The sequence below is a fragment of the Aequorivita xiaoshiensis genome, assembly GCF_022008395.1.
In the GTDB taxonomy this organism is placed as follows: domain Bacteria; phylum Bacteroidota; class Bacteroidia; order Flavobacteriales; family Flavobacteriaceae; genus Aequorivita; species Aequorivita xiaoshiensis.
This window is the reverse complement of the sequence record NZ_JAIRBB010000017.1, coordinates 1-18,178: the sequence shown is the minus strand read 5'-3', so window position 1 is coordinate 18,178 and position 18,178 is coordinate 1. Positions and strand designations below refer to the sequence as shown.

Below are 18,178 nucleotides of genomic sequence, written 5' to 3'. Positions count from 1 at the left end.
GTAGCAGCATCATACCAAACAACCGCCTGACCTCCCGGTACCGTAGCAGTAGCTGTTAATGTCTGAATTGGACTGGCCTCACACTCGGTCTGATCCCCTCCGCTTACTGGTGGGTCTACAGCTACAGCTTGGGTTATTACAACAGTTTCCGAAATAGTACAATTACCATCATCAACAGTAACCTTATAAGTACCAGCAGTTAAACCAGATTGATCTTGAGAAGACGGGTTTAAACCACTTCCGTCATTTGTTGTCCAAGAATATGTGTAAGAACCCGTTCCACCAGTAACAGATAAGTCTATAGAACCATTCGAATCACCAAAACAAGTGATATTTTGTTTGGTGTAACTAGAATCTAAATCAGAATTCGATACCGTAACTGGTTTAATAATTTCACAACCACTATCATTATCAACTGCTTTAATATAATAGGTTCCAACCGGCGCCACAGTTGGAGTAGTAAAAGCTATAGTGGCGGCCTCATCTTGCCAATATGTGTATGGTCCTGAAATAGTACTTCCTGCTGTTATAGCAGGAGCAGTAATGTCCGCAGTTGTTACCCCTAAACAAAGAGGCTCAGGATCATTAACAACCAATGCATTTGAAGTAAAACTTCTCGCTTTTAGAAACACTCCTGCATCCCATTGCTGATCGGATGCGTCAGCAATAGCCATTTTCATTTTATATTGCTGTCCAGAAGTAAGGCCGCTATACTCAGCTGTCATTACAACTGTTCCACCATCAAATTCAGTTGAAACATTTATATTGTTATTAGCATAATAAGCTTGATTTTTGGCGGCTACCGAATTACCATTAACATTAGAAGCAACATAGGGGTGAATGGTATTAATTGTAATTTCATCACTAGTACCAGGCACTAACGCTAGATTAACAGCATCATGTTGATATCCTTCCCCACCAGCAATACCAGGACCGCTTAAAAAGAATCCAAAAGCATCCTCGTATACTGTTCCACAATATTCTAAATATTCATCTGATGCAAAAATAAATTGAAATTCAATTTTTGTTCCAACTGGTGTAAAATCAATCTCAAGAACAGCGGCATCATACATGGTATGCTCAGTAATAAGTGCCAAATCTGGGTCACTTGCATTACTATTCATTTCATCAGAAAAACCATCTGAAACACTTGGTCCTCTAGCATTCTTAATTTTACCCGTGGAAAGCAACAATCCCTCTTCAATTCCAAAATTTACGGCATTGCCTTCATTAAAATAACCTAATTGCCGATCTAAAGTTGAGCCTCCAAATTGATTATTCCAGGTCCAATTATTACCATTTTTTTGATAATATCCAAACCTTACATTTCCAATGCTCATACAAGACGTTGCTAAAATATTTTCAACCAATTGTTTCGGTGTAGACCCATACGTAGCATCATCGTTCGGCACTTCAATACTATTTCCAGTTCCTGGACCTTCTTGTTGCCCTCCTTTGATTAATATACTTTTATCCGGACTTGAGCCAACTCTTGGTTTAATAACCTCTTGTCCATAACTGAAACTAAATGAAAGAATCAAAAAAAGACCTATTAAAAACCTCTTATCAGAAGTAAATAAATTAGTAATTATTTTAATCATAATATAGTTTTTAATTGTTTAGTTGAAATTGAAAACCTGCCATAACATAGATGTTTAGGCAGTAATGTGAAAAAAGAATGTATATGAATCTTATTCATAGTTAAATTGGTATATTATATATTTAAAAAGCGTTTTAGGGGAAAGTCAACTAGCTTTAAAATTTTAAAAATCTTTATTCAAAATTTTTCTTACAAGACCTATGAGGAGGTGGGTCTTAGTATTAAAATCAATTTTCTATATTGTAATAAAAGACGTTTGAGGAGACCGACTTTTTTATTTAAAATAACTTTATTATATCAAGACTTTAGGGGAGACAGTCTTTAAGCTTTTAATATCTTATCAAGATTTACGTGGGGATTACTTGATACCAGCTTTTGGGGATAGAGATAAATCACTTAATAAGTTCTTAAGAACAAAAATGATCTAACGATAAAACAAACGTAGTATAATTTTTAACAATTTCATATACGTACTAACACGTATATCTTAAATTATTACTAATAAAACTGAAAATACGTTAAAAAAATATCGTCTTAACACACTTAAAATCAAGGTCTTGACATATTTAATAGAAAAAACCTCGAAACCCTTATTTTTAATACTTTTTTGTATTTTTTTTATATCGAGTCCCATTTTAAGATTTTAAATAACGAATCAACCCAAAATTACTGTCGTTGAATTATTAAGTTTAATTCCGATAGCTGAAACCCGATTCGTTATAGATAATTTTCAACCTTTTCGTATAAATTCCACTTTTAAATTTTTACTATTCACCGCTGAGTAATAATTAGTCTCTTTTTAGTCCTTCATGAGTTTAATTCTCCAATAACAAACTTTATCTTTGCAACATATACGAAAAACGATTATGTCTTTAACAAAAGAAATTAAACGCCGAAGAACTTTCGGTATTATTGCGCATCCCGATGCTGGTAAAACTACACTTACGGAAAAACTTCTACTCTTTGGTGGAGCTATTAATGAAGCCGGAGCAGTAAAAAACAACAAGATAAAAAAAGGGGCTACAAGTGACTTTATGGAAATAGAACGACAGCGTGGTATTTCTGTAGCAACTTCAGTTTTGGCATTTGAATATGAAGGAATAAAAATTAATATTCTCGATACTCCAGGGCACAAGGATTTTGCTGAAGACACCTTTAGAACACTTACTGCAGTGGATAGCGTAATTGTTGTTATAGACGTTGCAAAAGGAGTTGAGGAACAAACTGAAAAGCTTGTAGAAGTATGTAGAATGCGAAACATTCCAATGATCGTATTCGTGAATAAACTTGATAGAGAAGGTAGAGATGCTTTTGATTTGTTAGACGAAATTGAACAAAAACTTCAATTACGGGTGACGCCCCTTAGTTTTCCAATTGGCATGGGTTACGACTTTAAGGGAATCTATAATGTTTGGGAAAAGAATATTAATCTCTTTAGCGGTGATAGCCGAAAGAACATAGAAGAAACAATTGAAGTAGAAGACTTAAATAGTTCAGAATTAGACAAACTTGTCGGTGAAAAAGCAGCTGAAACACTACGTGAAGAGATTGAGCTAGTGCAAGAAGTATATCCAAATTTTGATGGGCAAGAATATTTAGATGGAGAGTTACAACCTGTATTTTTTGGATCTGCATTAAATAATTTTGGTGTACGTGAATTGCTAGATTGTTTTATTGAAATAGCTCCTACTCCACGTCCAAAAGCAAGCAATACTCGAATAGTTCATCCAGATGAAAAAGCTTTTTCAGGTTTTGTATTTAAAATTCACGCAAATATGGACCCTAAGCATCGCGATAGATTGGCTTTCGTAAAAATTGTATCAGGTACTTTCGAACGAAACTCACCGTATCTACACGTTCGCAATGGTAAAAAAATGAAATTTAGTAGTCCAAATGCTTTCTTTGCTGAAAAGAAACAAATAGTTGATATCTCCTACCCTGGCGATATAGTAGGTCTTCACGATACAGGGAACTTCAAAATTGGCGATACGCTTACTGAAGGCGAAAAAATGCTTTATAAAGGAATTCCTAGCTTTTCACCAGAACACTTTAAATATATCAACAATGCTGATCCTATGAAGAGCAAGCAACTTGAAAAAGGTATTGACCAATTAATGGACGAAGGTGTTGCTCAATTATTCACCCTTGAATTAAACGGACGTAAAGTAATAGGAACAGTTGGTGCACTTCAATTTGAAGTTATTCAGTACAGACTTGAACACGAATATGGCGCAAGTTGTTCTTATGAAAACCTAAATGTTCACAAAGCATGTTGGGTAGAAGCCAAAGATCCAAAAAGCGCTGAATTCGCAGATTTTAAAAGAGTTAAATCCAAATTTTTAGCAAAGGATAAGCGCGGCCAACTAGTGTTCTTTGCCGATTCAGCTTTTACACTACAAATGACGCAGTCTAAATATCCAAATGTGAAATTGCATTTTGTAAGTGAGTTTGAGAAATCAAACAAATAGATCTCCAAAGCTTAATACATAAAAAAGCTCGTTACTCTTATTTTAAGTAAAAACGCAGAAATAATTTTAAATATTAAAGCATAAAAAAAGCCCCAATAATTGGGGCTTTTTTTTATGCTTCGCCAGTTGGGCCAAAGTTCAAAGGCATAGGCGGTTGCTCATAATCTTTGATTTCGCCGTGGGCTTGTTCAAATCGTTTAACATTATCATTTAACGCTTTCAGAAATCGCTTAGCGTGTTGTGGTGTCAAGATAATTCTAGACTTCACTTTACTCTTAGGAACTCCTGGCATTATAGTAACAAAATCAACCACAAATTCAGAAACAGAATGATTAATGATAGCTAAGTTGCTGTATATTCCTTGGGCTACACTTTCGTCTAACTCAATATTTATCTGACCTTGTTTAGGTTGTTTCTTTTGATCTGACATTGCTAAAAATTTGTTGTTTTATAATATGTTGTTGAATGAATAAAAACTGAAAATATAAAAGGTGCGTTTCTAAAAACGCACCTTTATATAAAAATTAGTTATAGTTAACTTCTTCTTTAGCCTTATTCATTTCTTCCAATTCTTGTTTCGATCCCACTATTATAGTGTCATATCTACGCATACCTGTTCCGGCTGGTATCTTATGACCCACAATAACGTTTTCTTTCAAGCCTTCTAAGGTATCAACTTTACCAGCTACAGCCGCTTCGTTTAATACTTTAGTAGTTTCCTGGAAGGAAGCTGCAGAGATAAATGACTTTGTCTGTAACGACGCTCTCGTAATACCTTGAAGTACAGGAGTAGCAGTTGCAGTAACAACATCACGAGCCTCTACAAGCTCTTTATCATTTCTTCTCAATAATGAGTTTTCATCACGAAGAGCACGAGGAGAAAGAATTTGTCCTTCTTTCAAGTTTTCAGAATCACCTGAATTTGTAATCACTTTCATTCCGAATAACTTATCATTTTCTTCGATAAAGTCATCTTTATGGGCTAATTGATTTTCAAGGAACGTAGTATCTCCTGGATCTTCAATTCTCACCTTACGCATCATTTGACGAACAACAACCTCAAAATGCTTGTCGTTAATCTTCACCCCTTGCAGACGGTATACCTCTTGAACTTCGTTCACAAGATATTGCTGTACTGCAGATGGGCCTTTAATACGAAGAATGTCTTCTGGAGTAATAGAACCATCAGATAATGGCATACCCGCACGAACGTAATCGTTTTCTTGAACTAGAATTTGACTTGATAATTTCACCAAATACTTTTTCACTTCGCCTAATTTAGACTCAACGATAATCTCTCGGTTACCACGTTTAATTTTACCAAAAGAAACCACACCATCAATTTCGCTAACTACAGCTGGGTTTGAAGGGTTACGCGCTTCGAAAAGCTCGGTAACACGTGGAAGACCTCCTGTAATATCTCCTGATTTTGCAGATTTACGTGGAATCTTAACAAGTACCTTTCCTACTTTAATCTTATCGTTGTCGTCCACCATAATGTGTGCACCAACTGGTAAGTTGTAAGAACGAATTACTTCGTCTTTCTTCCCTAAAATTTGTAGGGTTGGAATACGTTTTTTATCTCTTGATTCAGAAATTACCTTTTCTTGGAATCCTGTTTGTTCATCAATCTCAACTTGATACGTTACACCTTGAACGATGTTTTCATATTTAATTTTTCCAGCAAATTCTGAAATAATTACACCGTTATAAGGATCCCAAGTACAGATTACATCTCCTGCTTTTACTGAATCACCATTCTTAATAAGTAATGTTGAACCGTAAGGAATGTTATTTGTACTAAGCGTAATTCCTGTTTGTTCATCTACTAACTTCAATTCTGAAGTACGAGAAATAACAATATCCACAGGATTTCCTTGATTATCTTCACCTTTTACAGTTTTAAGATCTTCAATTTCAGCCTTTCCGTCAAATTTAACCGTTAAGTTATTTTGTTCTGAAATGTTACCTGCAATACCTCCCACGTGGAAAGTACGAAGTGTAAGCTGAGTTCCTGGTTCTCCAATTGATTGAGCAGCTACAACACCAACAGCCTCACCTCGTTGTACCATTTTATTGGTTGCAAGGTTACGACCATAACATTGTGCACATATACCTTTTTTAGCCTCACAAGTTAATGCAGAACGAACTTCTACACTATCTAATGGTGATGCCTCAATAGCATCTGCTATCTCTTCGTAAATGTGTTCTCCAGCATTTACTAATACTTCTTTAGTTAGTGGGTGAATAACGTCGTTAAGCGCAGTACGTCCAACAATTCTAGCTCCTAGAGTCTCAACAACTTCTTCGTTTTTCTTTAATGCTGAAACTTCAATACCACGTAATGTACCACAGTCTTCTTCATTCACAATAACGTCTTGTGAAACATCAACTAGACGACGCGTTAGGTAACCCGCATCTGCCGTTTTAAGTGCGGTATCCGCAAGACCTTTACGAGCACCGTGAGTAGAGATAAAGTATTCAAGAATTGAAAGACCTTCCTTAAAGTTAGAAAGAATTGGGTTTTCAATAATTTCTCCACCACCTGAATTCGATTTCTTAGGTTTTGCCATCAATCCACGCATCCCTGTTAACTGACGGATCTGTTCTTTAGAACCCCTCGCACCAGAATCAAGCATCATATACACCGAGTTAAATCCTTGCTGATCTTCGCGAATACGCTTCATAGATAGCTCAGTAAGCTCTGCGTTAGTTGCAGTCCAAATATCAATAACTTGGTTGTAACGTTCGTTATTGGTAATAAGACCCATGTTATAACTATTGATAATACCGTCAACTTGTGAGTTTGCATTATCAATCATACTTTGTTTTTCGGCAGGGATAATAATATCACCTAAGCTGAATGATAGTCCGCCTTCAAAAGCGAATTTATATCCTAAAGTTTTAATCTCATCTAGGAAGTCTGCAGTAACAGGTACTGAAGTTACTTTTAAGATTTTCCCGATAATATCACGAAGAGATTTTTTAGTCAATACTTCGTTAACAAAACCAGCTTCAGCAGGCACCTTTTCGTTAAAGATTACTCTACCTAAGGTGGTAGTGATAATTTGCATTGTTAACTCACCATTTTCGTTGAAATCTTTAGTTCTAATTTTGATTTCAGCGTTCAAATCTACCTGTCCTTCATTGTAAGCAATAATTGCTTCTTCAGCCGAGTAGAAAGTAAGACCTTCACCTTTTACCTTAACATCTTCAGTAGATTTTCTTAGTTTGGTCATATAGTAAAGACCTAAAACCATATCCTGAGATGGTACAGCAACTGGCGAACCATTTGCAGGGTTTAGAATGTTGTGAGATGCAAGCATCAATAACTGACATTCTAAGATTGCCTCTGGCCCTAGTGGTAAGTGCACAGCCATCTGATCCCCATCAAAATCCGCGTTAAACGCAGTACATACTAATGGATGTAGTTGTATTGCTTTACCTTCAATTAATTTAGGTTGGAAAGCTTGTATACCTAGCCTGTGCAATGTAGGAGCACGGTTAAGCATTACCGGGTGTCCTTTTAATACATTTTCAAGGATGTCCCAAACTACAGGCTCCTTTTTATCTATAATTTTCTTTGCAGATTTTACAGTTTTTACAATTCCTCTTTCAATCAATTTACGGATTACAAAAGGCTTGTAAAGCTCGGCAGCCATATCTTTAGGTATACCACACTCAAATAATTTAAGTTCTGGCCCGACAACAATTACCGAACGCGCTGAATAATCTACACGTTTACCAAGTAAGTTTTGACGGAAACGACCTTGCTTACCTTTCAATGAATCTGAAAGTGATTTAAGCGGACGGTTACTATCAGTTTTTACTGCAGAAGATTTACGCGTGTTATCAAGTAATGAATCTACCGCTTCTTGAAGCATACGCTTTTCGTTACGTAGAATTACCTCTGGAGCTTTAATTTCCATTAATCGCTTCAAACGGTTGTTACGAATAATTACACGACGGTATAAATCATTTAAATCTGAAGTCGCGAAACGACCACCATCAAGTGGTACTAATGGACGAAGTTCTGGTGGAATAACCGGAACTACTTTCATAATCATCCACTCAGCTTTGTTCTCGCGGTTTTTATTAGCATCGCGAAGAGCTTCTACAACTTGAAGACGCTTTAAAGCTTCTGTTTTACGTTGTTTAGAAGTTTCGTTGTTTGCTTTATGACGTAAGTCGTAAGATAAAGTGTCTAAGTCAATTCTTTGCAAAAGATCGATCAAGCACTCTGCTCCCATCTTCGCAATAAATTTGTTAGGATCTGTATCTTCTAAGTACTGGTTATCTTGTGGAATTGTTTCCAAAATATCAAGATACTCTTCTTCTGTAAGGAAGTCTAATTTCTTAACATCTTCGCCACTTTCATATTTAGCTACACCCGGTTGAATTACTACATAACGTTCGTAGTAAATAATCATATCCAGTTTCTTAGATGGTAATCCAAGAAGGTAACCAATTTTGTTAGGAAGACTACGGAAGTACCAGATGTGTGCAACCGGAACAACTAAGTTGATATGCCCCACACGGTCACGACGCACTTTTTTCTCTGTTACTTCTACACCACAACGGTCACATACGATCCCTTTGTAGCGAATTCTTTTATATTTACCACAGGCACACTCATAATCCTTTACAGGACCAAAAATACGCTCACAGAAAAGTCCGTCACGCTCTGGTTTGTGCGTACGGTAGTTTATTGTTTCGGGTTTTAGAACTTCTCCACGTGATTCTGCCAAAATAGATTCAGGAGAGGCCAAACCAATAGAAATCTTGTCGAATTTCTGTACTGTGTTTTCTTTATTTCTGTTCATCATGATTTAAAATAAACTTTGTTGTTAAATGAGGGTTTAATTCCTCGGAAGAAATTTAAGATACCCCTTCACGGTTGTAAAGGGGTATATCCTTATTCTTCTAATCTAATGTCAAGACCCAATCCTTTCAATTCGTGCATAAGTACGTTGAACGATTCTGGTAATCCTGGTTCTGGCATAGTTTCACCTTTTACGATTGCCTCGTAGGTTTTAGCCCTTCCAATAACATCATCAGATTTAACAGTCAATATTTCTCTAAGCGTACTAGATGCACCGTATGCTTCTAGAGCCCAAACCTCCATTTCTCCAAAACGCTGACCACCAAATTGTGCTTTACCACCAAGTGGCTGTTGCGTAATAAGTGAGTATGGTCCAATGGAACGCGCGTGCATCTTATCATCTACCATGTGGCCTAGTTTCAACATATAAATCACACCTACAGTTGCAGGTTGATCGAAACGCTTACCAGTTCCACCATCAAATAAGTAAGTATGCCCGTATCTTGGTATGCCAGCTTCATCAGTATATTCATTTATCTGATCAATTACTGCACCATCAAAAATTGGAGTTGCGAATTTGCGACCTAATTTTTGACCAGCCCATCCAAGAACGGTTTCGTATATCTGCCCAATGTTCATACGAGATGGTACACCAAGTGGGTTCAATACTATATCTACAGGGGTTCCGTCCTCCAGGAATGGCATGTCTTCTTCACGTACAATACGTGCAACAATACCCTTGTTTCCGTGACGCCCTGCCATTTTATCTCCAACTTTAAGTTTACGCTTCTTAGCGATATAAACTTTTGCTAGTTTTAAAATTCCAGAAGGAAGCTCATCTCCTACAGAGATAGTAAACTTCTCACGACGCAAGTTACCTTGAAGGTCGTTTTCCTTAATTTTATAGTTGTGCATTAAATCTGCAACCAACGCATTGGTTTCATCATCGGTTGTCCAAGTACCTCCAGTTAAGTGAGTGTAATCGTCAACAGAATTAAGCATCTTTAATGTAAACTTTTTACCTTTAGGGAACACTATTTCACCTAAATCATTGCTTATTCCTTGAGCAGTTTTACCTCCTACAATTGTGAATAGTTTTTCAACCAACTTATCTTGTAGGGCTACAAATTTGCTTTCGTATTTTGCTTCAAGTTCTGCGATGTCTTCTTTATCTTTCGCACGTTTGCGCTTATCTTTAACAGCACGAGCAAACAATTTCTTGTCTATTACTACACCGTTTAATGAAGGTGAAGCTTTTAATGATGCATCTTTTACATCACCAGCTTTATCACCAAAAATAGCGCGAAGAAGTTTCTCTTCAGGAGTTGGATCACTTTCTCCTTTTGGAGTAATTTTTCCGATAAGAATATCACCTGGTTTTACCTCGGCACCAATTCTAATCATTCCATACTCATCTAAGTCTTTAGTAGCTTCTTCAGAAACGTTTGGAATATCATTTGTCAACTCTTCGTTACCTAACTTAGTATCGCGAACTTCTAATGAGTATTCATCAATATGAATAGAAGTGAATATATCTTCACGTACTACTCTTTCAGAAATTACAATTGCATCCTCAAAGTTATAACCTTTCCAAGGCATGAAGGCAACCTTCATATTACGCCCTAGTGCTAGTTCACCTTTTTCAGTAGCATAACCCTGGCAAAGAACCTGTCCTTTTTTAACTCTATCACCTTTGCTTACAATAGGCTTAAGGTTAATAGAAGTTCCTTGGTTTGTCTTTCTGAATTTTACTAGTTGATATGTTTTAGAATCGCTATCAAAACTTACCATACGTTCATTCTCAGTACGGTCGTATTTAATAGTAATTTCGTTTGCATCAACGTATTCCACTAAACCATCTCCTTCTGCGTTTATTAAAACTCGGCTATCAGAAGCAACTTGTCTTTCAAGACCAGTTCCAACGATTGGAGAATCTGCAATTAATAAAGGTACAGCCTGACGCATCATGTTAGATCCCATCAAAGCACGGTTCGCATCATCATGCTCCAAGAATGGAATTAGGGATGCAGAAATAGATGCAATTTGGTTAGGGGCAACATCGGCATAATTTAAAGTTACTGGGTCCACAAGCGGGAAGTCACCTTCCATACGTGCAATAACCTTATCAGTATCGATAACACCATCCTCTGTTAATGGAATATTTGCCTGTGCAATGTGCATATCTTCCTCTTCCTCAGCAGAAAGGTAGATTGCCTCATTTTTAAAATCTATTTTTCCCTCATTTACTTTACGGTACGGAGTTTCAATAAACCCAAGGTTGTTAACCTTTGCATAAACCGAAAGTGATGAAATAAGACCAATGTTTGGACCTTCTGGAGTTTCGATTGGACAAAGACGACCATAGTGTGTATAGTGAACGTCACGTACTTCGAAACCTGCTCTTTCACGTGATAAACCACCTGGCCCTAATGCAGATAGACGACGCTTATGCGTTATCTCAGCAAGTGGGTTTGTTTGGTCCATAAACTGTGAAAGCTGGTTTGTACCAAAAAACGAGTTAATTACAGAAGACAATGTCTTTGCATTAATCAAGTCGATAGGGGTAAAAACCTCATTATCACGAACGTTCATACGCTCGCGAATAGTACGAGCCATACGAGCAAGACCAACACCAAATTGTTGCGACAATTGCTCCCCTACAGTACGTACTCGACGGTTACTAAGGTGGTCAATATCGTCAATCTCAGCTTTAGAGTTAATAAGCTCGATTAAGTATTTTACGATGGTAATGATATCTTCTTTAGTAAGCACCTGCTTATCCATGGCAATATCAAGACCAAGTTTCTTGTTCATTCTATAACGCCCTACCTCACCAAGATTATATCTTTGGTCGCTAAAGAAAAGCTTATGGATAATTCCACGAGCGGTTTCTTCATCTGGCGGCTCAGCATTACGAAGTTGTCTATATATATGTTCTACCGCTTCTTTTTCAGAGTTAGTAGGGTCTTTTTGTAATGTATTGTGAATAATAGCATAGTCGGCTAACTGATTTTCTTCTTTGTGTAAAAGAACAGTTTTGCTTCCTGAATCTATAATTTCGTCAATGTGTTCTTTTTCAAGAACAGTATCACGGTCTAAGATAATTTCGTTACGTTCAATAGAGACTACTTCACCAGTATCTTCATCAACGAAATCTTCGTGCCAAGTTTTTAGCACACGGGCAGCTAATTTACGCCCAATGTATTTTTTTAGTCCTGTTTTTGAAGCCTTAACTTCTTCTGCAAGATCAAAAATTTCGAGAATATCTTTATCTCTTTCAAAACCGATAGCTCTGAAAAGGGTTGTAACAGGTAACTTTTTCTTACGGTCAATGTACGCGTACATTACGCTGTTAATATCTGTGGCAAATTCAATCCACGATCCTTTAAAAGGAATTACTCTGGCAGAGTATAATTTAGTTCCGTTGGCGTGAAAAGACTGACCAAAGAACACCCCTGGCGAACGGTGAAGTTGAGAAACAACAACACGTTCAGCTCCGTTAACGCAGAAAGTTCCGCTAGGAGTCATATAAGGGATAGTACCTAAGTAAACATCCTGAACAATAGTCTCAAAGTCTTCGTGCTCTGCGTCTGTACAGTATAGTTTTAACCTTGCTTTTAAAGGCACACTATAAGTAAGACCACGTTCAATGCATTCCTGGATGGAATATCTTGGCGGATCCACGAAATAGTCTAAGAACTCTAAAACGAATTGGTTACGAGTATCGGTAATTGGGAAATTTTCCAAAAAGGTTTTATATAAACCTTCTTGGCCTCTTTCTTCTGATTTGGTTTCCAATTGGAAAAAATCCTGGAAGGACTTTATCTGAATGTCCAAAAAGTCGGGATAATCCGGCTTATTTTTTACAGAGGAAAAATTCAATCTTTCAGTTTGCGTTGCTGACATCTATGGACGGAATTTTAATTAAAATAATATTGAATAAACGTATAAAAAAGGTGTTAACCATTATATACGCAAAATGGTTTAGGCCTTTCCGACCCCGATAATAACGGGACGGAAGACCTAAACCTTAGGGTTTGGAACGTAATAAGCTTACTTAAGCTCAACCTCTGCTCCAGCTTCTTCTAGTTGCGCTTTTAATGCTTCAGCTTCATCCTTAGCAATTCCTTCCTTAATTGGAGAAGGTGCGTTATCAACTAATTCTTTTGCTTCTTTAAGACCAGCACCAGTTAATTCTTTAACTAGTTTTACAACTGCAAGTTTAGATGCACCAGCACCTTTAAGAATTACATCAAATTCTGATTGCTCATCTGCAGCGTCTCCACCAGCAGCACCACCACCAGCAGCAACAGCTACAGCTGCAGCAGCAGGCTCAATACCGTACTCGTCTTTTAATATTGTAGCTAACTCATTAACTTCTTTTACTGTTAGGTTAACCAATTGTTCTGCGAAATCTTTCAAATCTGCCATTTCTATCGTTTTTAAAAATAATTGTGTTTATATAAATTAATTAGTGCAATGTTTGTTTTATCCTTCTCTTTCGGATAAGGTCTTAACAAGGCCTGCAATTGTAGTACTTCCACTCTTAAGAGCTGAAATAACATTTTTAGCAGGAGATTGTAGTAACCCAATAACTTCTCCAATAAGCTCTTCTTTAGATTTAAGCTCTGCTAAGCTATCCAATTGTTCATCGCCAACGTAAATTGACTCTTGGATGTAAGCTCCTTTTAATAAAGGCTTATCAGATTTTTTTCTGAATTCTTTAATTACTTTGGCAGGTGCATTACCTGTTTCAGAAAACATAATGGAAGTATTTCCTTTAAGTACTTCTGGTAAGCTTCCAAAGTCTTTATCTGAACTCTCCATTGCTTTTTTAAGCAATGTGTTCTTAACAACTGCTAACTGAACTCCTGCTTTAAAACAAGCACGACGTAAGTTAGTTGTAGTCCCTGCGTTTAAGCCTGAGATATCTGCTAAATAGATATTTTCATTATCAGACAACTGCGCAGTTAACGTTTCAATTACTTGTGATTTTTCTTCTCTAGTCATAATTTCCAGTTTTTACTGCTCAGTAAACCTTTTTGTGTCAATCTCAACACTTGGACTCATTGTGCTAGACATATAGATACTCTTTATGTAAACACCTTTTGCCGCTTGTGGCTTTAGTTTAACGAGGGTTGTTAATAATTCTCTTGCGTTTCCTGCAATTTTTTCAGCATCAAAAGACGCTTTTCCTATTGCTGCGTGTACGATACCTGTTTTATCAACTTTAAAGTCGATTTTACCAGCTTTCACATCAGAAACTGCCTTAGCAACGTCCATAGTTACTGTACCAGTTTTTGGGTTTGGCATAAGACCACGAGGCCCTAATACACGTCCTAAAGGACCTAATTTACCCATTACACTTGGCATAGTTACAATTACGTCAACATCTGTCCATCCTCCTTTAATTTTATCGAGGTACTCATCAAGACCAACGTAGTCTGCCCCAGCTTCTTTAGCTTCAGCTTCCTTATCTGGAGTTACTAATGCTAATACTTTAACGTCTTTACCAGTTCCGTGAGGAAGGGTTACAACGCCTCTTACCATTTGGTTCGCTTTACGTGGATCCACGTTAAGACGTACCGCAAGGTCAACTGAAGGATCGAACTTTACGTTAGATATTTCTTTTATTAAAGCAGAAGCTTCGGCAACGGTATAGGTTCTATCCTCTACCTTAAGCTTGGCTTCCTTTTGCTTTTTTGTTAATCGTGCCATTTATAGATTCTTTTTTCAGATTAAAAAGGTGCATCACCTTTTACTTTAACTCCCATAGAACGTGCAGTACCAGCTACCATTTTCATAGCAGACTCAACAGTAAATGCGTTAAGATCGGGCATTTTATCTTCCGCGATCGCTCTAACTTGTTCCCAAGAGATTGTGGCTACTTTTTTTGCGTGTGGTTCACCGGAGCCTTTTTTTGCTTTAGCAGCTTCAAGTATTTGAACTGCAGCGGGTGGAGTTTTAATAACAAAATCAAAAGATTTGTCTTTATAAACTGTAATCGCTACTGGCAATACTTTTCCTTGCTTATCCTGAGTTCTAGCATTAAACTGCTTACAGAACTCCATGATATTAACACCGGCAGCACCAAGAGCAGGTCCTACTGGCGGTGATGGGTTAGCAGCACCTCCGCGAACTTGCAACTTAACTACTTTACTAATTTCTTTTGCCATTTCTAAATTTTTGTGTGGTTCTTCAAAAGTGGAAGCCTTAGAAGGAACCTATTAAGCGTAACAATTAAACTTTTTCAACTTGCATATAACTTAATTCTAATGGTGTTTTTCTTCCAAAAATCTTAACCATTACTTCAAGTTTGCGTTTTTCTTCATTTATTTTTTCAACAGTTCCATTAAATCCATTGAAAGGACCATCAATAACCTTAACGGTCTCTCCCACAGTATATGGAATGTTTACACTATCCTCTTTAACAGAAAGCTCATCAACTTTTCCTAACATTCTGTTTACTTCAGATTGTCTCAACGGCACAGGATCACCTCCTTTAACCTCTCCTAAAAAGCCAATAACACCGTTAATAGACTTAATAATGTGAGGAATTTCACCACCTAAATTTGCTTTTATCATGATGTAACCTGGAAAATAAACACGTTCTTTATTTACTTTCTTTCCGTTACGGATTTGAATAACTTTTTCGGTTGGTACGAGAACCTGATCAATGTAATCTTCAAGCTCTAATCGTTTTATCTCAGTATCGATATACGATTTAATTTTGTTTTCCTGTCCACTAACTGAACGGACTACATACCACTTTTTTGTTTTTGTTGTTTCGGTCATTTCTTACGATTTGATCCAATCAAAATATAAACCAACCATTTTGCTAAAAACGGTATCTACACCCCAAACCGCTAAGGCCAATACAATAGAAAAAACCGCAACAACTACGGTTAATTTCTGAGCCTCTGCCCAAGTTGGCCAGGTTACGTGGTTTTTAAGTTCTTTATACGATTCTGTAATATAGTTTACCATTTTGTTGTCGTATTAATATTATTCCTCCAGAGAGGTGAAGTTTCCTATTTTAGCTGTAAATTTACCTTGAAGCTTATGCAGGAATATTGCACGGGTTGAGAGACTCGAACTCACGACACCTGGTTTTGGAGACCAGTGCTCTACCAACTGAGCTAAACCCGTATTAAATTCAGAATATAGCATTAAAACCTAACTTCTGAATATTTTTTTGTCAACTCATTTAGAGCTTACCTAGTTAAAAAAGCCAAGGTATCCCGAATTAAATTCAGGACACCTATAGCTTATATAAATTATATGATTATTCTATAATCTCAGTAACCTGACCTGCACCTACAGTACGTCCACCTTCACGGATAGCGAAACGAAGACCTACATTCATTGCGATTGGCTGCAACAACTCAACAGTAATAGTCAAGTTATCTCCAGGCATAACCATTTCAACACCATCAGGAAGCGTAATAGTTCCAGTTACATCAGTTGTACGTACGTAAAACTGTGGACGGTAGTTATTGTGGAATGGAGTGTGACGTCCACCTTCTTCTTTCTTAAGAATATAAACCTCAGCTTTAAACTTAGCGTGTGGAGTAACAGATCCTGGCTTAACAATTACCATACCTCTAGAGATTTGAGTTTTCTCAATACCTCTTAAAAGAATACCTGCGTTATCTCCAGCCTCACCTCTATCTAGGATTTGACGGAACATTTCAATACCAGTAATAGTAGAAGTTAATTTCTCAGCTCCCATACCGATAATTTCAACTGGATCACCAGTTTGAGCAATACCAGTTTCGATACGACCTGTAGCAACAGTTCCACGACCAGTAATAGAGAATACATCTTCAATTGGCATCAAGAAAGGCTTTTCGTTGTCACGAACAGGCTCTTCAATCCAGTTGTCAACTTCTTGCATTAATTTAAGAAGAGCATCTACCCATTTTTGCTCACCGTTAAGTGCACCTAAAGCAGAACCTTGAACAACAGGACCATTATCACCATCATACTCGTAGAAGCTTAAAAGATCTCTGATCTCCATTTCTACTAGCTCAAGTAATTCCTCATCATCAACTAAGTCAACTTTATTCATGAATACAACAATTCTAGGGATACCAACCTGGCGACCTAAAAGGATGTGCTCACGAGTTTGTGGCATAGGACCATCAGTAGCAGCAACAACAAGAATAGCACCGTCCATTTGAGCAGCACCAGTAACCATGTTCTTTACGTAATCCGCGTGACCAGGACAGTCAACGTGTGCGTAGTGACGCTTTTCTGTTTGATACTCTACGTGAGAAGAGTTAATTGTAATACCTCTTTCTTTTTCTTCTGGCGCATTATCAATTTGATCAAATGATGTTGCTGCAGAGAAACCTGCATCAGCCAAAACTTTAGTAATAGCTGCAGTCGTAGTTGTTTTTCCGTGATCTACGTGTCCAATTGTACCAATATTTAAGTGTGGTTTTGACCGATCGAATTTTTCTTTTGCCATTTTGTATTAATTTTAATCTTAGTTATATATTAGTGTTCTATTGTATTTGCAACTTGAGCCAATGATGGGAATTGAACCCATGACCTCTTCCTTACCAAGGAAACGCTCTACCCCTGAGCTACATCGGCCTTTTAACTAGCCCTTCAACGCTGCTCAGGGTAAACAGTTCAAAAGCTTAAAGCTCAATGCTGTTTTAAAAAAAACAACAACAAACCCTAAACTAGAAACCATTTTAGAGCGGGAGACCGGGTTCGAACCGGCGACATTCAGCTTGGAAGGCTGACGCTCTACCAACTGAGCTACTCCCGCATTTTATGAGCAAATTCCCTCCCCGACAAGCGTCGAGATTGTTTCATATCCAGAGACGGAAACCGAAACCTTTTAGAGAATCTAATCAAAAGATTATTCAATCTATAAATGAACTACTTCAAACTTTGCGCAAAACTAACATAATTTTACTTATTACGTTTGAAATTTTCAATTTTTTATTGAAAATAAAAAATAGTAGTGGGGAGAGCAGGATTCGAACCTGCGAAGACGTAGTCAGCAGATTTACAGTCTGCCCTCGTTGGCCGCTTGAGTATCTCCCCAATTCTTCAATTATGAATTACGAATTTATAATTCAAAACTAAAACTTTTCAATAATTCTAATGAACTTGCAGATTTAAAAATCTACTAATTTTTTTGTCATAATTCGGAATATACAATTCTGAATTATTAAGCCGATGGAGGGACTCCCTTCGACTGCGCTCAGGATAAACTTCTCGTCCCAATTAAACCAAGTCCTAATTTTAAAACTTCAGCTTAATTCCTGA

Annotated in this window: 12 protein-coding genes and 4 tRNA genes; 1 reads left to right on the top strand and 15 read right to left on the bottom strand. The window is 37.2% G+C overall.

Annotation, left to right across the window (positions count from 1 at the left end; translation table 11 throughout):
• The coding region (locus tag K8344_RS13150; RefSeq protein ID WP_237609138.1) for a choice-of-anchor L domain-containing protein at positions 1-1,601 on the bottom strand (1,601 nt) is incomplete at its 3' end.
• A gap of 865 nt (positions 1,602-2,466) precedes the next feature.
• On the opposite strand from K8344_RS13150, the gene K8344_RS13145 reads away from it, so the two are divergent.
• The gene (locus K8344_RS13145) at positions 2,467-4,068 is read left to right on the top strand and encodes a peptide chain release factor 3 (protein ID WP_237609137.1); all 1,602 of its coding nucleotides are present in this window, start codon (positions 2,467-2,469) and stop codon (positions 4,066-4,068) included.
• 112 nt (positions 4,069-4,180) lie between these two features.
• On the opposite strand, the gene K8344_RS13140 is transcribed toward K8344_RS13145, so the two are convergent.
• The 14 genes from K8344_RS13140 to K8344_RS13075 all read right to left on the bottom strand — a co-directional run bounded on the left by K8344_RS13140 (position 4,181) and on the right by K8344_RS13075 (position 17,953).
• Positions 4,181-4,498, bottom strand: a complete 318-nt coding sequence (locus K8344_RS13140) for a DUF3467 domain-containing protein (RefSeq protein WP_237609136.1) — start codon at positions 4,496-4,498, stop codon at positions 4,181-4,183.
• Positions 4,499-4,592: 94 nt separating this feature from the next.
• A complete protein-coding gene (gene rpoC / locus K8344_RS13135; protein WP_420908356.1) occupies positions 4,593-8,894 on the bottom strand; it encodes a DNA-directed RNA polymerase subunit beta' in 4,302 nt (1,433 codons plus the stop codon).
• 89 nt (positions 8,895-8,983) lie between these two features.
• Positions 8,984-12,796, bottom strand: coding sequence for a DNA-directed RNA polymerase subunit beta (rpoB, locus tag K8344_RS13130; protein ID WP_237609135.1), 3,813 nt, complete (start codon positions 12,794-12,796; stop codon positions 8,984-8,986).
• 147 nt (positions 12,797-12,943) lie between these two features.
• Positions 12,944-13,321: a 50S ribosomal protein L7/L12 gene (gene rplL / locus K8344_RS13125; RefSeq protein ID WP_237609134.1), complete on the bottom strand. Its 378-nt coding sequence runs from the start codon at positions 13,319-13,321 to the stop codon at positions 12,944-12,946.
• A gap of 57 nt (positions 13,322-13,378) precedes the next feature.
• Positions 13,379-13,900, bottom strand: coding sequence for a 50S ribosomal protein L10 (gene rplJ, locus K8344_RS13120; protein WP_237609133.1), 522 nt, complete (start codon positions 13,898-13,900; stop codon positions 13,379-13,381).
• A 12-nt stretch (positions 13,901-13,912) separates the two neighbouring features.
• A complete protein-coding gene (gene rplA, locus K8344_RS13115) occupies positions 13,913-14,608 on the bottom strand; it encodes a 50S ribosomal protein L1 (RefSeq protein WP_139856213.1) in 696 nt (231 codons plus the stop codon).
• Positions 14,609-14,628: 20 nt separating this feature from the next.
• On the bottom strand, positions 14,629-15,066 hold the full coding sequence (gene rplK, locus K8344_RS13110; RefSeq protein ID WP_237609132.1) for a 50S ribosomal protein L11: 438 nt from the start codon (positions 15,064-15,066) through the stop codon (positions 14,629-14,631).
• Positions 15,067-15,130: 64 nt separating this feature from the next.
• Positions 15,131-15,685, bottom strand: a complete 555-nt coding sequence (gene nusG / locus K8344_RS13105) for a transcription termination/antitermination protein NusG (RefSeq protein ID WP_139856215.1) — start codon at positions 15,683-15,685, stop codon at positions 15,131-15,133.
• Between the two features lie 3 nt (positions 15,686-15,688).
• Entirely contained in the window at positions 15,689-15,877 is a 189-nt protein-coding gene (gene secE, locus K8344_RS13100) for a preprotein translocase subunit SecE (protein ID WP_139856216.1), read from the bottom strand.
• A gap of 89 nt (positions 15,878-15,966) precedes the next feature.
• Positions 15,967-16,039 (bottom strand) — tRNA-Trp (locus tag K8344_RS13095).
• A 136-nt stretch (positions 16,040-16,175) separates the two neighbouring features.
• Positions 16,176-17,363 carry an elongation factor Tu gene (tuf, locus tag K8344_RS13090; protein ID WP_237609131.1) on the bottom strand — a complete coding sequence of 396 codons (1,188 nt, stop codon included), beginning with the start codon at positions 17,361-17,363 and terminating at the stop codon, positions 16,176-16,178.
• 56 nt (positions 17,364-17,419) lie between these two features.
• Positions 17,420-17,491: transfer RNA gene (locus K8344_RS13085), tRNA-Thr, on the bottom strand.
• Between the two features lie 108 nt (positions 17,492-17,599).
• Positions 17,600-17,672: transfer RNA gene (locus K8344_RS13080), tRNA-Gly, on the bottom strand.
• 199 nt (positions 17,673-17,871) lie between these two features.
• Positions 17,872-17,953 (bottom strand) — tRNA-Tyr (locus K8344_RS13075).
• Between the last annotated feature and the right edge of the window lie 225 nt (positions 17,954-18,178).

Coding starts and splice junctions, on each gene's coding strand:
- K8344_RS13145 (WP_237609137.1), top strand. CDS start 2,467: ATGTCTTTAACAAAAGAAATTAAACGCCGAAGAACTTTCGGTATTATT.
- K8344_RS13140 (WP_237609136.1), bottom strand. CDS start 4,498: ATGTCAGATCAAAAGAAACAACCTAAACAAGGTCAGATAAATATTGAG.
- rpoC (WP_420908356.1), bottom strand. CDS start 8,894: ATGATGAACAGAAATAAAGAAAACACAGTACAGAAATTCGACAAGATT.
- rpoB (WP_237609135.1), bottom strand. CDS start 12,796: ATGTCAGCAACGCAAACTGAAAGATTGAATTTTTCCTCTGTAAAAAAT.
- rplL (WP_237609134.1), bottom strand. CDS start 13,321: ATGGCAGATTTGAAAGATTTCGCAGAACAATTGGTTAACCTAACAGTA.
- rplJ (WP_237609133.1), bottom strand. CDS start 13,900: ATGACTAGAGAAGAAAAATCACAAGTAATTGAAACGTTAACTGCGCAG.
- rplA (WP_139856213.1), bottom strand. CDS start 14,608: ATGGCACGATTAACAAAAAAGCAAAAGGAAGCCAAGCTTAAGGTAGAG.
- rplK (WP_237609132.1), bottom strand. CDS start 15,066: ATGGCAAAAGAAATTAGTAAAGTAGTTAAGTTGCAAGTTCGCGGAGGT.
- nusG (WP_139856215.1), bottom strand. CDS start 15,685: ATGACCGAAACAACAAAAACAAAAAAGTGGTATGTAGTCCGTTCAGTT.
- secE (WP_139856216.1), bottom strand. CDS start 15,877: ATGGTAAACTATATTACAGAATCGTATAAAGAACTTAAAAACCACGTA.
- tuf (WP_237609131.1), bottom strand. CDS start 17,363: ATGGCAAAAGAAAAATTCGATCGGTCAAAACCACACTTAAATATTGGT.